The organism is Parabacteroides faecis, assembly GCF_014647375.1.
GTDB lineage: Bacteria > Bacteroidota > Bacteroidia > Bacteroidales > Tannerellaceae > Parabacteroides > Parabacteroides faecis.
The window spans coordinates 29,224-48,606 of sequence record NZ_BMPB01000024.1 but is presented as its reverse complement, the minus strand read 5'-3'; the positions used below and the strand labels follow the sequence as shown (position 1 = coordinate 48,606).

15 protein-coding genes are annotated in these 19,383 nt (G+C 42.9%); 4 read left to right on the top strand and 11 right to left on the bottom strand.

The window, feature by feature from the left end:
- Nucleotides 1-398 precede the first annotated feature (398 nt).
- Nucleotides 399-929 carry a DUF3868 domain-containing protein gene (locus tag IEY67_RS25015; RefSeq protein WP_183671318.1) on the bottom strand — a complete coding sequence of 177 codons (531 nt, stop codon included), beginning with the start codon at nt 927-929 and terminating at the stop codon, nt 399-401.
- Between the two features lie 7 nt (nt 930-936).
- Nucleotides 937-1,497 (bottom strand): DUF3575 domain-containing protein, encoded by a 561-nt coding sequence (locus IEY67_RS25010; RefSeq protein WP_183671319.1) that lies wholly within the window; start codon nt 1,495-1,497, stop codon nt 937-939.
- Nucleotides 1,498-1,617: 120 nt separating this feature from the next.
- Here IEY67_RS25010 and IEY67_RS25005 point away from each other — a divergent pair, with 120 nt between their 5' ends.
- Nucleotides 1,618-2,745 carry a clostripain-related cysteine peptidase gene (locus IEY67_RS25005; RefSeq protein WP_183671320.1) on the top strand — a complete coding sequence of 376 codons (1,128 nt, stop codon included), beginning with the start codon at nt 1,618-1,620 and terminating at the stop codon, nt 2,743-2,745.
- Nucleotides 2,746-2,982: 237 nt separating this feature from the next.
- Here IEY67_RS25005 and IEY67_RS25000 read toward each other — a convergent pair whose 3' ends face one another.
- Nucleotides 2,983-5,322 carry a lamin tail domain-containing protein gene (locus tag IEY67_RS25000; protein ID WP_183671321.1) on the bottom strand — a complete coding sequence of 780 codons (2,340 nt, stop codon included), beginning with the start codon at nt 5,320-5,322 and terminating at the stop codon, nt 2,983-2,985.
- Nucleotides 5,323-5,452: 130 nt separating this feature from the next.
- Between IEY67_RS25000 and IEY67_RS24995 the strand changes: the two genes are divergently transcribed.
- The 3 genes from IEY67_RS24995 (at nt 5,453) to IEY67_RS24985 (ending at nt 7,071) form a co-directional block, all read left to right on the top strand.
- Nucleotides 5,453-6,463 (top strand): aspartate-semialdehyde dehydrogenase, encoded by a 1,011-nt coding sequence (locus tag IEY67_RS24995; RefSeq protein ID WP_122351943.1) that lies wholly within the window; start codon nt 5,453-5,455, stop codon nt 6,461-6,463.
- Nucleotides 6,464-6,632: 169 nt separating this feature from the next.
- Nucleotides 6,633-6,818 (top strand): P-loop NTPase family protein, encoded by a 186-nt coding sequence (locus tag IEY67_RS24990; protein ID WP_122375143.1) that lies wholly within the window; start codon nt 6,633-6,635, stop codon nt 6,816-6,818.
- A 67-nt stretch (nt 6,819-6,885) separates the two neighbouring features.
- On the top strand, nt 6,886-7,071 hold the full coding sequence (locus tag IEY67_RS24985) for a hypothetical protein (RefSeq protein WP_229801203.1): 186 nt from the start codon (nt 6,886-6,888) through the stop codon (nt 7,069-7,071).
- Nucleotides 7,072-7,103: 32 nt separating this feature from the next.
- Here IEY67_RS24985 and IEY67_RS24980 read toward each other — a convergent pair whose 3' ends face one another.
- From IEY67_RS24980 to IEY67_RS24945, 8 genes are all read right to left on the bottom strand, one after another.
- On the bottom strand, nt 7,104-8,654 hold the full coding sequence (locus IEY67_RS24980; protein WP_183671322.1) for a sulfatase-like hydrolase/transferase: 1,551 nt from the start codon (nt 8,652-8,654) through the stop codon (nt 7,104-7,106).
- A 168-nt stretch (nt 8,655-8,822) separates the two neighbouring features.
- Nucleotides 8,823-10,742, bottom strand: a complete 1,920-nt coding sequence (locus IEY67_RS24975; protein ID WP_122375145.1) for a RagB/SusD family nutrient uptake outer membrane protein — start codon at nt 10,740-10,742, stop codon at nt 8,823-8,825.
- 6 nt (nt 10,743-10,748) lie between these two features.
- Nucleotides 10,749-14,069, bottom strand: coding sequence for a TonB-dependent receptor (locus IEY67_RS24970; protein WP_229801202.1), 3,321 nt, complete (start codon nt 14,067-14,069; stop codon nt 10,749-10,751).
- 232 nt (nt 14,070-14,301) lie between these two features.
- Complete coding sequence (locus tag IEY67_RS24965; RefSeq protein ID WP_122351948.1) at nt 14,302-15,279, bottom strand: FecR family protein; 978 nt, start codon at nt 15,277-15,279, stop codon at nt 14,302-14,304.
- A 74-nt stretch (nt 15,280-15,353) separates the two neighbouring features.
- Entirely contained in the window at nt 15,354-15,896 is a 543-nt protein-coding gene (locus tag IEY67_RS24960) for an RNA polymerase sigma-70 factor (RefSeq protein ID WP_158583151.1), read from the bottom strand.
- A gap of 155 nt (nt 15,897-16,051) precedes the next feature.
- Nucleotides 16,052-17,239 (bottom strand): phosphoribosylaminoimidazolecarboxamide formyltransferase, encoded by a 1,188-nt coding sequence (locus IEY67_RS24955; RefSeq protein WP_122351950.1) that lies wholly within the window; start codon nt 17,237-17,239, stop codon nt 16,052-16,054.
- 20 nt (nt 17,240-17,259) lie between these two features.
- Nucleotides 17,260-18,147 (bottom strand): dTDP-4-dehydrorhamnose reductase, encoded by an 888-nt coding sequence (gene rfbD, locus IEY67_RS24950; protein ID WP_183671348.1) that lies wholly within the window; start codon nt 18,145-18,147, stop codon nt 17,260-17,262.
- A complete protein-coding gene (locus IEY67_RS24945) occupies nt 18,144-19,373 on the bottom strand; it encodes a DcaP family trimeric outer membrane transporter (RefSeq protein WP_122375147.1) in 1,230 nt (409 codons plus the stop codon). The genes rfbD and IEY67_RS24945 overlap by 4 nt, the downstream gene beginning before the upstream one ends.
- Nucleotides 19,374-19,383: the final 10 nt, after the last annotated feature.

The window sequence follows — 19,383 nt, the reverse complement described above, 5'->3', positions numbered from 1 at the left end:
CGACTATAAGAATACGATTGACTATGCCGAAGAAAGAGGGGTGGAAAAAGGACGGAAAGAAGGCATCTACTCCGTAGCAAAAGCCATGAAAGAGAAAGGTCTTCCTCTCCTGACAATTGCAGAGGTAACCGGCCTCAGCAAGACGGAGATAGAGACATTATAATTTCATAATAAATATGTAACGAAAACAAGGTGGCTTCATTCGAGACTACCTTGTTTTCGTTACATATTAGTTCTATTTTTTCCATATTCTAATCAAAAAGAGCAACAGTCATTCCCCTTAACTGAAGAGCCGACAGCAGTATAACCCCATAATCCCAGTACTACAGTCCTATCACAGTCAGCACTAGCATGCTGTTACGAGCAACACAGGTATGCTACGGATTCATTTAGTAGGTTTATTCAGCTTTCTGAATATACAAATGATCGGTCAGAACATTCGTATAAGTCTGAACCGGAATACCATCGTAATTATTCAGCTCGCCGACAAGGATCAACTCAGCCTCTTCCATCCATGGCTGGAAAGAAAATTCTTTTTTATAACTGACCTCCTGCAATAAGGTCGGATTGCTTTTCAAGACAACATAAGCATCTCCGTCCGCTACCTGCTTTCCTTCAAAAGCAACCATGCGTTCATACATTTTTTGCTTATTCGCCCCATTGATACGGATAGGAGCCAAACGAAACGAATTGTTCCCCTGACGCAATACCGGAGTCAGCAACAATGTCTGATAACGTCCGACGGACACGCCACTCAGTAAAAGATCCATATCCAACTTCAAACGGCCGTGCTCTACTTCAGCCTTGTTTTGTTTGATATTAACCAGGCCATTGTAAACTGTAGCCTGCGCTTGTGTCTGCGACTGCAACTGCATAGGGCACAACTGCATAATCAACAGAAAAAGGAATATATAGACCGGAGTTTTCATCGTTCACTTATTTAACTATATATACAATACTAACACCGAGCTTGGTCGGTCCGAAGTAGTTATTACGGTACTTATAAGCAGATTCGCCGTCTGCAGGGTAAGCCGATTTATCGTATTCAAAATGAACAAAACCGACTCCTGCTGAAAATTCGATGTTCCAATGCGGAGAAAGATACAACTGATATCCGTAAGAGAGACCACCGCCATATCCGTTACCGTCGTAGGCAAATTTCTTTTTCATCACCGACATGAAGTTCGAATTGGCAATGTCGTAATCGATATAAATACCATGAACCCCAAAGTAATGACCGTTAAACTTTTCGTGCAGCCAGTAGCGGGCTTCGGGTTGTACCATCCAATGCTTCCACGACTTGTCGCTCACGATATCCCATCCGTTATAGTTCCCGGAAATATCCAGCGACCAGTGTTGATTGAATCCCACTTCTACGCCCAGATTCACCGTTGCGGTTGCATCGTACAGGATATTGGACTTGACAGCTACAGTCTGCGCCTTTCCCTCCCAGCCCAGACAACACAAAAGCAATGCGATAAATAGTATTTTTTTCATATTAATTTCTTTTTCTCTACATGCTTTAAAATCAATTAGCACACAAAGATAGAAAAAAGAAATATAAATAATTAGATGCAAACAAATTATGCGTAACTTTGTTACGATAAAAAACAAGGCATGAAAATCAAATTTATCATTTATAGTTTCCTCTTTACTCTATTACTGGGTAGTTGTGACAAAGAAGAGATCAAGAGACCGACAGGAACGCCACAGCGTACAATTCTAGCCTATATGATTGCCAGCAATCTCGGAAGCGACATACGTGCTAACATCTCTCAAATGATGACAGTAGCATCCGATAAAGAACGGAATTGGGGGAATCTGGTCATATATTATTCAGAAAGCAAAAGCAGATCTTATCTGTTCCAGATAAAAGAAGATAAAAACGGGAATGTAGTAACAGATACTCTCCGTTTCTATGAGAATCAGAGTGCGATCCTACCAGAGACTATGCATAACGTGATAAAGGAAACGATCGAATTGTTTCCTGCAAAAAGTTATGGATTGATCTTATCCAGTCATGCAACCTCCTGGTTGCCGGGAAATTTTTCTTCTCTACGCTCTTTCGGGGCGGAGAATTACAAATATATGGAAATAACCGAACTGAATGAGGCTCTGGAAGGTTTCCATTTCGACTTTATGCTTTTCGATGCCTGCTATATGAGCGGTATTGAATGTGCTTACGAATTGAAAGACAAGACTGATTACCTTCTGGGATCACCAACAGAAGTACTCGCACGCGGATTTCCTTACGAAGACTTCTTACCAGCTCTGTTCAAAGAAAAAGCAGATCTGGAACAAGTTACCAAAAGTTTTTATGACTACTATAGTAACAATAGTTCTCCATACGGAACCGTGTCACTGATAAAGACAAGCGAATTGGACGAATTAGCCCTGATAGTCAATGAAATATTAAAAGACAAAACAGAAGAGGATATCTATGCTTTGCCTTTGTCTGATATGCAGATTCTGGAATATCTGACTACAAGCAAGCCGCATATGCTTTACGATTTCGATGATTTCATCCGGCATTTGGCAAGCAATGAACAGTACGAACGTTTCACCACCAGTATGGAAAAAGTTATTGTCAGTAAATATGCTACTCCATATTCGTTTTATGCAGCTATATATTCAGCTAAAAAAATCGATCACTATTCCGGCCTTTCGGTCTTCGTACCTCAACCTTCTCTGACCAGATTGTTTGATTGGTACAAGCGGCTTGCATGGTATAAGGCGGTTTATTAATAAAAAACAGAAGCCGCTATGACGAGACTTTTAGTTATAGTCTTTCATAGCGACTTTTATCCTATTTACAAACTTGCAATATTATTTATCTTTTTGTTTTAAATTCATCTTCATTCATAGGCATTACAATTATTTCGATTAAGGCTCTATGCCCATCGGAGACATACAAATGTAAAGCTTCCAAATATCTCCAACAAACATAAAGTGATATATTAATGAACGACTTATCCACACTTTTTACCGGGTCGGAAATATATGTTTATATCTTTTCACTGTGCCGGTAGTATGATATAACTCGGCATAGAAAATATAAATGCCTGTTTGCAGTTGCTTCCCGGATAAGGCATAGCCGTCCCAGGTCAACTGTCCTTTCATGCCTAACAGTTCGTGGTTGGCGATTTCGGCAACACGGATACCGGCCAGATTGAAGATAAAGACACGGCAGCTATATCCCGGCTGGTCGAGATAATAAGATATGGTATAATGACCGGAACTCTCATCCCACTGTGGAACCTCAATACCGGTAGGTTCATCCGGACTATCAGGATCATCCGGAGAAGAAATATCCGATTGAGAATTTTGATAACCGGGTGTTCCATAACCGGCTGTGGCCGAAGCAGAAGTCCAGTTTGCAGCCGATTGTGTTTCTGCCTCAGGGTCGATCCGTTCAAGAGCTACGCCTTTCTGGTCTTTCACAGAGGAAGCATGCCATTTGGAAGAATAAGAAACCTCATCGATCACAACTTCATCTTTCGTCCGAAATAACACGAGTGTAGAAGAAGTATTTGCCAGTATGGGGAGTTTGGGTACCTCAAACAGAGAAGAGGGGGACAAGATTGTATAAAAATCGGTGACACCCGACAGGTTCTTTGTCAGTAGTACATAACCGTCAGGTTCAATCATCGAGGCAACAGAAGATAGCGGATAACGGGTATTCAACGTTCCATCAGCCTTACGGACAGCAATCGATAAACCGGATACCGGCAAAGCATGTCCCGAACGGTTATACAGTTCGATATATTCACTACCACCGGTAAAAGGATTGGGAAGAAGTTCGTTGATAACAAACTCCCCCGGCTCGACAGTTATATCAGGGAGAGACGGCTCATCCGGAGTATCCGGTTCATCGGGTTCGTCAGGTGTAACAGGTTCATTTGGCTTTTCCTCTCCCTCGCCTGATGAATTAGCAGAGCCAGGAGTACCCCCACGCAGATCGGAAGAGAGATGCCAGCCGGAAGAAGAACGCTCCCAGGATTTGGCAGGGGTAGCTTTTTCATAGGTTACTTCATCGATGATAACACCGGATGGAGTTTTCAATGCTAAATGTTGCCCGGCATCATTTAAAGCATAAAATTTTTCTATTGGTATAACGACACCATCACCACTATAATCTATATTACTATTATATAACAACGCATATTCATGAGGTGGTAATACAACATCAGGTAATACCTTACGTTTATTCCCATTCCAAAGTTCTAATTCATTTAATGAAAATATACGATCTGTCGGATTATATAGCTCTACATATTCGAAGAAGGAACCGTCGCCAGGTTTAGCCATAATTTCATTAATGACAATTGCTTTTGAATCAGAAGGCTCCTCATCTCCTTCCCCTTCTTCCTCCACTGTTACTTTCTCTGAATAGCCGTCAAGTGTACTTCCTTTCTCATCCATTACGCCAGAATAGGAAATTGTATAAACCTCTCCTGTCTTCATTTCTTCCGGATAATGAGTATTTACAATCTTCCGACTTTCATCAGCATATGTAATACGGTCAGCATTCCCTATGTTGGAAACAGAAAATGTAGCCTGTTCCGTTTTAACCGGAAGATCAAACACAAATTGCAGATCAGAGAGAGTCAAAGGTTCTATTGACAACAGTTTAGGCAATGTGATATCGGGTTCTGAAGGATCATCAGGTTCTTCCGGATCTTCACTCGGTTCTGTAACTGTTGGGGTTATTTTATCTGAAACATAGATATTATCCAACAGAAAATGTTTGTTTCTACCTCCCGTATAAATAATATTAATAAGGAAATAACCAGAATCTTTAGCCGCTATTATTGGATAAGTACAGGAACCTTCTAGTTTATAATAAGTTTCATTTATTTGACGAGAGTACATTGTCCAGTACTTATTATCTTCCAACGTTACTTTAATGGCAAGATGTGTTTTATTACCCAAATTATTTTCTTGCCTTTCAAACATATCTTTCTGTTTACTCCTACGGAAACCGATTTTATTTTTTCCTGCAAAACCTATTTGTACATAATAGTAAATACCTCCTTCATCATAAAGAGCGATACGTACATTATTATTATCACTAGGATTTGTATTTATCTGCGCCTCAAACTCCCATTGCATATTTGAGGCATAAGGGATGATATGCTTCAATGAAGCAATGCCACTTTTCCCTCCAGGAGCATTTAATTTTAACTGTCCGCCTTCTATAAGGAAAGAATCACGACCACCTATCCAACCTGCATTAAGAATAGGCCCATCAAATGTTTCTGTAAACTGTGCAAATGCACAAACAGGAAGTAATACAAGGATAAATAGAATAAATTGTTTCATAGCTATATAGTTTTGTTATAAAATTATCTATCTTTGCACGCTAATAGTTTACAACTATCCACGTGTCTTGATTTTGGATGCTGTAAAGTTATAACATTTTTTTTAAATACAATTTTAATTAGTGCTCAAAATGAAAGTAGCAATTGTTGGTGTGAGTGGAGCTGTAGGACAAGAATTCCTGCGCGTACTCGACGAAAGAAACTTCCCAATGGATGAGCTTGTGCTTTTTGGCTCATCTCGCAGTGCCGGACGTGTTTATACCTTCCGTGGTAAACAGTACACCGTTAAGGAGCTTAAGCATAACGACGACTTTAAGGGAATCGATGTTGCTTTTGTTTCGGCCGGTGGCAGTACATCTGTCGAATTTGCAGAAACCATTACAAAACATGGTACTGTGATGATCGACAACTCCAGCGCATTCCGTATGGATAACGATGTACCTTTGGTAGTTCCTGAAGTGAACCCGGAAGATGCACTGAATCGTCCTCGCGGTATCATTGCCAATCCGAACTGTACTACCATCCAGATGGTCGTTGCATTGAAGGCAATCGAAAAGGTATCGCATATCAAGCGTGTACATGTATCCACTTATCAGGCAGCCAGCGGTGCAGGCGCAACAGCTATGGCAGAACTGATCAAACAGTACGAACAACTCTTGAAGGGCGAAGAACCTACAGTAGAAAAATTCGCTTATCAACTGGCATACAACGTGATCCCTCACGTAGATGTATTCACTGATAACGGTTATACGAAAGAAGAAATGAAGATGTATAACGAAACACGCAAGATCATGCACTCAGATATCGAAGTGAGCGCAACCTGTGTACGTGTTCCGGTTATGCGTGCTCATAGCGAAGCAACCTGGATCGAGACAGAGCGTCCGATCAGCGTGGAAGAAGCCCGCAAGGCTTTCGCTGAAGGCGAAGGTATCATCCTGCAGGATGATCCGGCAAACAAAGACTATCCGATGCCTTTGTTCGTAGCCGACAAAGAACCGGTTTACGTAGGCCGTATCCGTAAGGATATCAGCAACCCGAACGGTCTGACATTCTGGACTGTGAGCGACCAGATCAAGAAAGGTGCTGCCCTGAACGCTGTTCAGATCGCTGAATACCTGATCAAGGTAAAAAACATAGGATAACAACTTTATAATCTTTCTATATATGGAAAGGGACGGTCTTCAACAGATCGTCCCTTTTTGTTTAATATAAAACAAAAGTATCTTTTATAATCGATAAAACAGGAGCCTTTCTATCTTCTATAATCGATAAAATTGCACTATATTTGTCTTATATCAAAGATACAGCAGTATGGAAAAGAATGTAATTAAATCTCTAATCATTGAATATCAGCAATTCACCGAGAAGATAACATTGACTGAACGAGATATTCATTTATCAGATCAGCTAAATTACGTATTTGTTGGTCTTCGCCGCGCCGGTAAATCTTATCTGATGTATCAACAAATACAACATTTACTGAAAGAAGAAATATGAAGATGAACTTTACTTTTATCATCAGAATATTGAAGTCGACTTTTATATACCAACACAAAAATTGGCTGTGCAGGTATCATACAGTCTGAAAGATGAAACAACACGCAAACGGGAAGTGACTGCTTTATTAAAAATAGCCAAAGTCATGTACGTAGATAAATTATTCATTATCACTCGAGACGAAGAAGAAACGATTATGGAAGATGGAAAAAAGATCACCGTTATCCCCATCTGGAAATGGTTACTTGAATAGGACGGTCTGTCGGAGACCGTCCCTTTTCATTTCTATCCGGCTTTGTTGATTCCATTGTCAATGTTTTCATCGCATTCCTTCAGTAGTATCTTCTTTAGTTTTTCTACCTTTTCAGGATATTGCCCTGACAAGTCATGACGCTCCTGCGGATCGTCTTTCAGGTTGTACAATTCAAAGACATCTTTTGCCCGGTAATAACGCAGCTTCCAGCCTTCGCCGGTCAGAATGCCCGGACCGTAGTTGGAACCGAATACCACATATCGCCCGGCCGGTATTTTTTCTCCTTTTACCAGAGTAGGGAGGAAAGAAATGCCATCCTTCTTTACCGGAAGCGATACCTGAAGCATCTCTGCCATTGTCGGCAAAAAATCATAATTGGAAACCAGTTCCTGACTCTTTATCCCGGCAGGGATTATCCCTTCCCCATAAAAGATCAGCGGAATATGTACGCCGCCATCCAGATTACTCCGTTTCAGACCTGCCATACCGGCATTACCGTTAAAGATATCTCCTGCCAGGTCGCTGTAATATTTATCCGTATAGTCGTCGAACAGCGTTCCTGTTTGCATATTCCTGTATGGTTTCTCACACCGTCCTTTCTGCGAATAATACGTTTCATGGCCATTATCGGCAGCAAAAACAAGGATCGTATTCTTATCCAGTCCCAATCGGCGGAGTTCATTCATGATCGCTCCCACATTATCATCCAGCAATTTGACCATGGAAGCATATTCTTTCTCTATCGGTGTCAGTTCCGGATTATTCGCCAGTTCCGGATGCACCGCAGGGATAGCGACCGGTCCGTGCGGCAACTGTGTCGGGTGAAACAGGAAAAAAGGTTTATCCTTATTCGCACGGATAAAAGACAGTATCTTATCTAAAAAGAGATCCTGCGAATAAACCGCTTTCCCGTTCCTGTTCCATCGCTCCAGGTAAGCGGTTTCCGTTTCATTCTCTATACTCTTTCCACAATTCTTATGGGTATTTCCTTCGATCGTGACAATCTCTCCGTTGTCGAACAGGAACGGTGGATAGAATCCGTGACAGCGGACATGATCCAGATAACCATAATAATAATCCCAACCATGCTCCTTCATCTGTTTACGGGTAGCCGTAAACCCCCATTCCAGCTTACCGATCTCGGCAGTTACATAACCAGCCTGTTTAAACACCTGGGGAAGATAATAATCACCTTTACCCAACAGGATATCCTCAGCGTTTATCTCCTTTTCCACAGCAGGTATCGATGACAAATCATCCGTTGCCGGAATGAACTTACCTCCCCTCGATATCACCCACTTATCCGGATGACAATCATGGTAGCCTGTCAGCAATGAGGCTCTTGCCGGAGCCGACAACATACAACCATAGGCATTGTCGAAAGAGGTTCCTTTAGTAACCATTCGGTCAATATTGGGGGTCGTAAAATGACGTTGACCGTAGGCGGACAACATTCCTTTCCCCATATCGTCGGCATAGATATAAATCACATTCGGCTTTGCCGGAGCTTGGGCCTGACACGTCATAGATGAAATGCCAACAGACAATAATGCTATATTTGATAATGATAACTTTCTATTCATACTACATTTATTAAATATCTCCCACTCTATGAAATACAAATATATCAGATAAAAAACACATACAAACCGAGGTTGTACCAAAAGTTTGTGGAATGTCCCAACTTTCGATACAACCTCAGGGTACATGTCTAATCTATATAATTTAATCTAAGGTTTTCCTTACACCGATCAGTTCCATCCCGGATTCTGTTCCAGGTTCGTGTTCAGGATCAACTGTGTTTTAGGTATCGGATTCAGATAGAAATAATCTTTCCACCCTTTTCCTTGTGAAACATAATCTCCGACACAAACTACACGGCCTATATCATCGGAAGTAACAGATGCTGCCGCATTCACATCCGAAGCCTGTACAAAAACAGAACCGGCACCAAAATACTCACCTACCTCATCAGCAGCAACCCTGACACCCAGAGGACGCTGGTTAATAAAATAATCAGCCCGCTTCCAACGGCGGATATCATAGAAACCAAAGCCTTCACCCATCAGCTCGGCCATACGTTCACGACGGATTTCCCAGACAAGCGGTTCCACCTGCGGATCCCTGTCCGGATCGAATGACGCATTGATAGCAGAAACAACCATCGGGGCAACATTGGCACGGGTACGCAATTTATTGATCGTCAGATCGGCTATTGCCTGACTGAACTTATTCTGCTCATACATGACCTCGGCATAATTCAACATGATCTCTTCAATATGGAAGATCGGCATATCGGTAACCGCTTTTTGTCCGCCGGCCTGGATAGCCGCTTCATTGTAGGTAGTATAGAACATGTAAAAATAATAACCACCATAATTACGCATCGGTCCCCAGGAGTTGGGAGATGTTTGTATCATCGGAACACGAGACAGAAACTGAGGTTGCCAGGTGTACAACGGGAACTGATGGTCGGCATCATTGATCTTATTCATATAATCAATAAAATAACGGTCCTTTTCATCCATACCTTCTGTCCACCAGGAGTTCTTATTATCCTCCGTCACCGGATTTCCATTTGTCTTGTTGGTTCTGTAAGGCGGAATACAACGCCAGTATAAACGATGATCACGATTATAAAACTCATCATTTACAGTTGCATCCGCACCTTTTCCTTTATATAAACTACTGGTCGAGATCGGTTTGCCATCCTGGCAAAGATATCTTCCGACCGTACGGGCATGCATCCCATACTTCTGCGAACCACCTCGCTCCGCTCTCGGGAACGTAGTCATGATCAGGTCGTTTTCAAACTGTTTGTACAAGATGACTCCCGGAAAACCGGAAAGATTATCCGAAGACCACAAATCAACATAATTTGCGGCAATCGAAGGATAAGCATCGAGCAACGATTTCGAAACCCGTTCACATTCGGACAAATAGGTTTCACTGCCACCCAAAGCATGGTATTTGCGCCAGGTTCCTTCGAATAAGCAGAAACGGGATAATAAAGCCCTTACACAATCACGGTTGATCGTATTTGTATTCACTCCTTCCCCATTCTCTTTAATATGCCCCTCGGCATATTGCAGGTCGCGAAGGATATTCCCAGCCACTTCATCCCGGGATGAACGTTTACCATATAATATATCTTCGTCTTCGTCGCCAACCACATCTTCCAGCCAGGGCACACCTCCATAACGAGCCAGCAGATCGTAATAACGATATGCCCGGAAGAAAAGCCCTACCGAACGCCAATGTTCTTTATCGGTCTCATTCATTTCCGACTTATCGATATTTCGCAACATAATATTCACCCGACGGATATAATCGAAATTCCAACTGTCGTCCATATTCATCGTAGACGTGATATTATCCCATTGCCAGTTGTTATGCTGTGTATTCGTACTGTTACTGTTATACAGATAATTGGCATACACATCACCTTCCACAACCGTATTTACCGCAGCGTCCGGCTGCAGATATTGCCGCATCACTGAATTCTGGAATATACTATACAAACCCCACGTATATGTTTTGAAGTTCTCATAAGTGACAAAAGCCGTCTCTTCCGTCAACTCGGTTTTAGGGAAATATTCCAGATAGTCATTATTACACCCGGTAAAAGAAAGCAGAAAGGCAGAAGCCAGATATATAATATTCTTTTTCATAACTCTTTATAGATTAAAGTTGATACCAAATGAAATCGTTCTCGAATATGGATAATTCCAACTCAAATTCTCCGGATCGATACCTGTCGGTAAATGATCGAATGTAAACAGGTTCTCGCCACTCACAAAAGCTTTCAGGTTCTTCAGGCGGATCGCATGCAGATATTTATCCGGCACGGTATAGCTGAACGTAATATTCTTCACCCGCAGATAAGCTGCATTGTATAAGAATTTATCACTGATACGTTGATTCGCCCCCTGTGAACTACCGGCATTTTCATAGATACGCCCGTAAAAAGCATTCGGATTATCTTCTGTCCAGATCTGGCCTACCTGATGCTTATAAACCGTACCGTACTGATTAGACATCGGGAAAGTGATCTCGCCGCCAATCCAGGCATCCCTCTTCCCTACTCCCTGGAGAATAAACGAAAGGCCGAAACCTTTCCAGTTCGCATACCCGTTCAGGCCATACTGGAGACGTGCCTGGCTATTCCCGATAATCTTCCGGTCACCCGGATTATCTGCCGTATTGTCGCCTGTATCGATCACATTAACACTATTCTCGTCATCCCGCAAATTCTTATATTTGATATCGCCGACATGGGAAGTGACTCCGTTGATCCGGACCACACCTTCTTTCAAGGCCCCGTTATCCATAAAATCATCAGCGGTATAGAATCCGTCCGTCACATATCCCCAGATTTCTCCTATCTCCATACCGATCCGGTAACGTTTACCGTCCTGTGCTTCGTTACGGTCATAAAACAATCCCGTATCGTTTTTATAACGAGTGATATAAGAACGGGAATCATAAAGATTGAAAGCTACACCGTAATCCACCTTACCGATCCGGTCTCTCCAGGATAAAGACAACTCCCATCCTTTCGATTTAAGGTCAGCCGCATTCTGCAAAGGGGCTTTTGCACCTGCCACAGAAGGAAATTCTTCCGAAGGGCCTAACATACCGATCGTATTGCGGCGGTAGATATCGAACGATCCGGTCAACCGGTTATTCAGGAAACCGAAATCAAGCCCACCATTAACCGACTCCACTTTCTCCCAGGTAAAATTAGCACGGACCATACCCGGAGCCTCCAGTGTCTTCGGTACATTATTGCCGTATATCCAGGGAGCATTCGACACGCTCATTGTAGGATAATAACTGTAGGCACTGATGTTCTGGTTACCTAACGTCCCGTAAGAACCTCTTAATTTCAAGGCAGATAAGAAGGACGACGCTTTCTCCATAAAAGGCTCATTCACGATACTCCAGCCTGCAGAGACAGAAGGGAAAAATCCTCCCCGGTAATCCTTCGGGAATTTAGAAGAAAGGTCGTAACGCCCGTTCACTTCCACAAAATAACGTTGCATGTAATTATAACTTGCCCGGAAGAATCCGCTTCGCAATGCATATTCCGTATAATCGTCCTTTGTCTTCGGAGGCGTCACGCCATCCGAACCACTGAGCGAAGGCAATTCATTGCTGATCATGTTATAAGCCTGTGAATACAAATATCTGTAATCTGACTTTTCCTGGTTAAACCCGGCAAGAGCGGAAATGTTGTGGGTATTGATAAATGTCTTATTATAAGTGGCAAAAGCATTTATCGTCGTATATTTCGTTGTCTTTCTTTCCTGGGTAAAAGGAGTTGTGGAGGTGGAAGGTTTGATACTTTCTGCCAATCCCTGATGCATTTCGAAATAATTCGCATACGATTCAATATCCTGAAAACTTGCCTGATATGAATACTCGAGCACAGCTTCAAATCCATCGAACGGTTTCAACACCGAACGGGAAAGGATGCGGGTGTTATCCGTTACTGTCCGCTTTTTATCTGTTTGCCTGATTACATTCGCCGGAGTCATAACCAGATACTCTTCCCCATCCGTACCGTAAGGCAATGATCCTGTCGGATGATAAGATGGAAGATTTGTTTTCCATAAATTCCCCAACTCACTTGAACCATCCATGAACGGATATGTCTTATTTCCATTATTATAACTGATATCCAAAGAGGTAGTCAGCCATGAAGTTATATCACCACTCACATAACCGGTCACATTCGTTCGCGTAAACGCATCCTTATTAGTTACCAGAATCCCATTTTCATCGGTATATCCCAAAGACAAACGGTACTTGATTCTTTCGCTTCCTCCCTGGGCCGAAATATTATGTGTTTGTTTCCAAGCTGGTTCAAACATGTCTTTCATGACGGAGTTTTCCCGCAGGAAATACTTCGTACCGTTCACTTCTGTCCATCCTGCCGGATAAGCAGAAGGATTCCCGTTATATTCAGATAGTAACCCCATATACGTCTCCAGGTTTTGCCCCGACCAGATAGATGTGTAACCACCTTCCTGTAATGTCCTGATAAAATCGGCTGGAGATGCCGGTTCCAGTATATTCATGACTTTAGAGACAGCAAAATTGTTGTTATAATTGATCGTCAGCGTTTCGTTCTTCTTTGCCTTTTTGGTGGTGATCAGAATAACACCGAAAGAGGCACGCGCACCGTAAATGGCTGCGGAAGAGGCATCTTTCAAGACAGATACACTTTCAATATCTGCCGGATTAAGCAAATAGAGATCATTAAACACCACATTATCAACCAAAATAAGCGGAGCACCTCCGGTAATAGATTCCAACCCACGGATATTCCACTTGTTTTCTCCTCCCGGAGCTGCTGAAGTAGAGGCCGTAAATCCGGGTATCGCACCCTGCAAAGCCGACCCCAGTCCGGTAACGGGCCTATCACCCAAGACCTTATCCATATTCACAGAACCGACTGCCCCTGTCAGGTTTGCTTTCTTCTGTGTTCCGAAACCGACAACGACAACTTCATCCAACGTTTGAGAATCTTCTTTCAGGTTTACTTTCACCTGTTCCCGGTTCTTCGTTGAAATTTCACTCGGCATATATCCGATATAAGAGACCTGCAATACGGAATTACCGGAAATCTGCAGAGTAAAGTTACCGTCGATATCGGTAACGGTCCCATTGCTCGTACCTTTTTCCACGACATTGGCTCCGATAACAGGTTCTCCAAATTCATCCGTAACAGTTCCGGTTACAACCTTCTTCGTCTCTTGCTGAATGACCGGAACCGGTTTGATAAGGATCTTTTTTCCCTCAATAGAAAAAGTAGTCCCAGTACCGCTCAGTATGACATCCATAGCCTGATCCACCGGTTTATTCCTGATATCGACAGATACCCGATGATGCTTATCAATAGTCGATTCGCTGTAAGCCACCGACAACTTTGTTTGATTCTCAATCTCTTCAAACACCTTTGCCAATGTGATATCTTGTCCGGTTATATTCACCGTTTGTGCATATATATGAGTGGTTATGAAAAGTAGAAACAGATATATAAATATTTTGCATAAATATTTACAAGATAAAAGGTTATTCGTTTTCATGAATAATATTAATTTTGTTGTTGAATACTATTTTTGTAATTAAGCCTATAAAAAGTGTTCTGATTTCAAACCGGGGAGTTGAGCTGCAAACAAGACTCTCCGGTCCTTTTTTTCATGGTTCTCTCTGTTTTAATAATTAATAAATGTATACCTTGTCTCCCTCTATTTTATATTTGAATCCTGCCACAATTTGCTTCAACGTATAGAGAACTTCCTCCAATGTCTCATTATGCAGGAATTTAACCGTTAGCTTTTCATCATTCAAATCCCTGGCATTCAGATAAACCTGTACACCATAATGTCGTTCAATCTCTTTTATAACGGAATACAAAGAGGCACTCTGGAAAATCATCTGTCCTTTTTCCCAGGCAAGGACGTAATCCATCCGGGCACGCTTCCGTTCGCTTACCCCTGTGTTCTTGTCAAATACAACTTGTTCATCAGGGTCAAGAATAAATGTTTCATGACTGGACCTTATATCAACTTTTATCTTCCCTTCCGCAAGCGAAGCTGTCACCTTCTCCCTGTCCGGATAAGAGGATATATTGAATACAGTACCCAATGCCTCGACCGAGAGATCGTTGGTCTTAACGATAAAAGGTTTCTTCTTATCAGGAGTAACCATAAATTTGGCTTCTCCGCTCAGATAGATATCACGGTTCTTACCTTTAAATTCACTCGGGTAAAAAAGCGTACTCCCGGAATTGATGATGACAACCGAATGGTCCGGTAATACGATATTCCGGATTTCTCCTTTCGGGACAAAACATTCCACCAGAGCCAGTTCCTCTACAGGACGATCCTGTAGATATAACCAGGATACCCACGCACCCAATAAGGGAAGAAGCAGAAATGCAGCCACCTGCCCCCATTTCCGGAAAGAACTATGTATTCCCTTCCGTTTGGAGAATCCCAACCGTCTTTCGACAGTTTCATATGAACGCTCGGTCGATGAATCTGCTTTTACCTGGAGAGTATCCCAAAGTACGTGCAGGGTTTCCTCTTTATCTTTCGATGAAGAAGGATGGAAAAACCAACGAACGAAATGTTTCCGGATATCTTCCGGCTGATCTTTCCTGAAGAAATTTTCTATAATCTGATCTACTCTTGACATGGTACAATTTCCGTTATCTATAAATTAAGACACACGAAAACGGTCCTGCACCCAAAAAATTATTTAATAGATTTTCAGATGAAAAAAGAAGCAAACAAAAGCAAGGTCTTTCTGATTTCTTTCAATGCCAGATTCAAGTGGTTCTCTACTGTCTTCTTGGATATACCCATCCGTATTGCTATTTCGTCGTTCGATAAACCTTCCCTTCTACTCATTTCATAGATAGCCTTACGCTTCTTCGGCATACGACCTACAGTTAGTTTTTCCAGCAATTCCATTTCACGGGCATACAAATCACCTTCAATAGTCTGTTCGGTTTCCCCCTCATAATCTTCCAGATAACTCTCTTCTATATATTTATGCCGCAAGTGGTTCAGTGCGGCATTCTTGGCCATCCGGTAAACATACGAATTAAATGATTCTAAAGTGACAAGCCGCTCCCGGCGTTCCCAGATTTTCATAAATACATCCTGGGCCAATTCCTCTGCTATTATCTCCGATTTAACAAGATGCTCTATAAAATATTTGACTTTGGGAAAATAGTTCATAAACAGCCTTTTAAAGGCGTCATGACTTCCCAGGGCAAGTTCTTTTATATATAATACATCTTTTTCCATAAAGTATCTCCTACACAAATATAATACAAATACAATTACACGGAGTAATTTTATACGAATCATTTACAACCTATATAGTATAAAAATGAAGAAACCAGTGACAGCAATATATTTACTGCCACTGGTTTCTTTATCTATTCCTGAAAAAGCAACAATCAATGATGGAACAACCGTACGCCTGTAAACGCCATGGTTATACCATATTTATCACATGTATCGATCACATGGTCGTCACGGACCGAGCCGCCTGCCTGTGCGATATATTCCACGCCACTCTTATGAGCACGTTCGATATTGTCACCGAACGGGAAGAAAGCATCCGAACCTAAAGATACACCGTTCATAGTATCCAACCAGGCACGTTTTTCTTCGCGAGTCAGTACTTCCGGCTTTTCAGTAAAGAACTGTTCCCAGATACCGTCTGCCAATACATCTTCATGGTCGTCGCTGATATATACGTCGATGGTATTATCGCGGTCCGCACGGCGGATCTTTTCAACCCAGGGCAGGTTCATTACTTTCGGATGCTGGCGCAGATACCAAATATCAGCCTTGTTTCCAGCCAGGCGGGTACAGTGGATACGACTTTGCTGGCCGGCACCGATACCGATAGCCTGTCCGTCCTTTGTATAGCAAACAGAATTACTCTGCGTATACTTCAGGGTGATAAGGGCTATGATCAGGTCACGTTTGGCCTCTTCCGGGAAATCTTTATTTTGGGTCGGGATATTGGTCAGCAGGCTTTCGTCCAGCTTGATCTCGTTACGTCCCTGTTCGAAAGTGATACCGAAAACATCCTTATGTTCTACCGGAGCCGGTTTATAAGCCGGATCGATCTTGATGACATTATAAGTACCTTTCCGTTTATTTTTCAGAATCTCCAATGCTTCAGGAGTATAGTCGGGGGCAATGACGCCATCCGATACTTCGCGGTTGATCAGACGGGCCGTCGCTTCGTCGCAGGTATCGCTCAAAGCGATAAAGTCGCCGTAAGAAGACATACGATCCGCACCACGGGCACGGGCATAAGCAGTTGCCAGAGGAGTAAGCGGAAGATCGTCTACAAAATAGATTTTCTTCAACGTATCGCTCATCTCGATCCCTACGGCTGCACCGGCCGGACTGACATGCTTGAAAGATGCGGCTGCAGGCAGTCCGGTAGCCTCTTTCAGTTCTTTTACCAACTGCCAACTATTAAAGGCATCCATGAAATTGATGTATCCGGGACGGCCGTTCAATACCTCAATAGGCAATTCACCCTGCTGCATAAAAATGCGCGACGGCTTCTGGTTAGGGTTACAGCCGTACTTCAGTTCTAAAGAGTTTTTGTTTTCTGTGCTCATATTGCTTGTTATATATGATTCTATTTCATCTCTGCCATTCCTTCCTCCAGGGAATGAGGGGCGTATCCCAATATACGTTTTGCCTTTTCGATACTTAATCCGCTGAAACGGGGACGCGGGGTAGCTTCGTTCATCTCTTCCGTAGTGACCGGAACAATCAACGAACGGTCCAGTTTGAAATAATCAGCTACACGATAGGCTATATCGGCTATCGAAAGACATTCGTCTCCGCAAATATGCCAGATTCCATTTTGAGATATGTGCATAAGTTTCTCAACTCCGTCAGCAATATCCTGTACCCAGGTAGGTGTACGGTACTGATCGGAAACGACACGTATCTCCTGACCGGCTTGCAGACGATTCTTTACCAGTTGCAGGATATTGCCATGTTGCCCGGGTAATGCTTTTCCGTAAACAACAACAACGCGGACATTTGCATAATTACTGCAATTAGCCGCAACAGCCTGTTCTCCCTGATATTTAGATATACCGTAGTAATTTACAGGGGCCGGGGTATCCGTTTCAGTATATAATTCCGCTTTCTTACCATCAAATACAAAATCGGTCGACAAATGGATAAAACGGCTGCCCGCTCTTTCACAGCAACGGGCTATATTCTCTACTGCCAAAACATTTGCTGCGTACGCTTCCTCATGATGCGACTCACAATAATCAGGAACAGATAAGGCGGAACCGTTTATCACGACATCCGGACGGATTTCAGCGATCAACCGGTCAATTGCCGGATGATTATTCATATCTGCCTGAACGAACCGGTAGTTATTTCCAGGCAAAATATCCTCATGCAGGGAACAGCCGGTCAGTTCATAGATTTCCTGGCGGGACAGAGATTGTAAGATCCGTCTTCCAGTAAAACCGTTCGCTCCAATTATAAGTGTTTTCATCAGAATGAATATATTAATACACCTAACACACGGTGGTTCGTTACTGAATGCGTGCTATGGATACGTCCGTCGGCCTGCATTTTATCCTTGTCGCCATACCAGGCCAGGGACGGACTGTACTCCACTCCCAACTTCCAATGAGGCAGGACATACGACATCTGCAAATTAGTGGTAAAGACCTGGTCGACTTCCAGGCCGACACCATAAGTCGGTCCGACAATGTCCTTGCCCGCACCCAAATTTTTCAGATAACCGACAAACAGACCCGGTTGCCATTTCTTTCCGTACACTACATTCAGCCAGGTCATCGAATGACGGTAAGGCGTATATTCCTGTTCGCCGGTACGCTTGTCGATGCTGCTGACGCCATACCCACCCAACATACAAAGGTGAGCCAGATTGGAACCCAGCAACGTCTTTGCCGAAATCTTCCAGTTCTCATCCGTATAGCGGGCATGGGCTTCAAAAGAGACGGAAGTAACCCGTTCCTTTACCTTATATACATTATCTCCCACTGTCGATTTGACACGCGGTGCGATGGACAGGATATCGGCTCCTACCCCAGCCATCCAGTTATCTTTTTTGTAATCCGCTCCAAAATAAAATTCCGGTACGCAACCGTTCTTTATATATTCTTCGCTTTTTCCGTTCGGACCGGTAGATAAATACTGCAACTGCCAGATCGCTGCTCCGGTCAGGCTCCAGCCCTGATCCGTATACCGGTAACGTAACATCGGATTACGGCTGAAAGGCTGGAATGGTGCTCCCGTAGAGAGATTCAGCATTTGTGGGAAAATATCCCCGAACAACGGATGCCAGGTCTGACCGATCAAGACAGCCGATTTACCCCAATCGAGATTCACATAGGCATGCCGTACACGGATCATAGCAAAGTTACTCCCGGAACCACGAAAATCGACCTCCAGTTTGGCTGTCGTCTTCGCTTTACCGACACTCGGACCGGCAACATCTATTCCCAAACGGGAATAAAGCAGATAGAAACTGCCATTGGCCGTTGCATTCAAATCATTACCGTCAGCATCCGGATCGACATCTTTCGGATACAGATGGAACAAGCCGTCCACTATTTCCGAATTGGCACGTGAGTTGTAAAACAGGTCGCCACGTACCTGTCCGTAAAATTTGTACGAAAAATTCTTTTTCTGTGCATAACCGGACGTTGCCATCAATAATCCGGCCAATAAAAACATACCTAGCTTCGTTCTCATTTAAAAGCGT

Coding starts and splice junctions, on each gene's coding strand:
- IEY67_RS25015 (WP_183671318.1), bottom strand. CDS start 929: ATGAAAACTCCGGTCTATATATTCCTTTTTCTGTTGATTATGCAGTTG.
- IEY67_RS25010 (WP_183671319.1), bottom strand. CDS start 1,497: ATGAAAAAAATACTATTTATCGCATTGCTTTTGTGTTGTCTGGGCTGG.
- IEY67_RS25005 (WP_183671320.1), top strand. CDS start 1,618: ATGAAAATCAAATTTATCATTTATAGTTTCCTCTTTACTCTATTACTG.
- IEY67_RS25000 (WP_183671321.1), bottom strand. CDS start 5,322: ATGAAACAATTTATTCTATTTATCCTTGTATTACTTCCTGTTTGTGCA.
- IEY67_RS24995 (WP_122351943.1), top strand. CDS start 5,453: ATGAAAGTAGCAATTGTTGGTGTGAGTGGAGCTGTAGGACAAGAATTC.
- IEY67_RS24990 (WP_122375143.1), top strand. CDS start 6,633: ATGGAAAAGAATGTAATTAAATCTCTAATCATTGAATATCAGCAATTC.
- IEY67_RS24980 (WP_183671322.1), bottom strand. CDS start 8,654: ATGAATAGAAAGTTATCATTATCAAATATAGCATTATTGTCTGTTGGC.
- IEY67_RS24975 (WP_122375145.1), bottom strand. CDS start 10,742: ATGAAAAAGAATATTATATATCTGGCTTCTGCCTTTCTGCTTTCTTTT.
- IEY67_RS24965 (WP_122351948.1), bottom strand. CDS start 15,279: ATGTCAAGAGTAGATCAGATTATAGAAAATTTCTTCAGGAAAGATCAG.
- IEY67_RS24960 (WP_158583151.1), bottom strand. CDS start 15,896: ATGGAAAAAGATGTATTATATATAAAAGAACTTGCCCTGGGAAGTCAT.
- IEY67_RS24955 (WP_122351950.1), bottom strand. CDS start 17,239: ATGAGCACAGAAAACAAAAACTCTTTAGAACTGAAGTACGGCTGTAAC.
- IEY67_RS24945 (WP_122375147.1), bottom strand. CDS start 19,373: ATGAGAACGAAGCTAGGTATGTTTTTATTGGCCGGATTATTGATGGCA.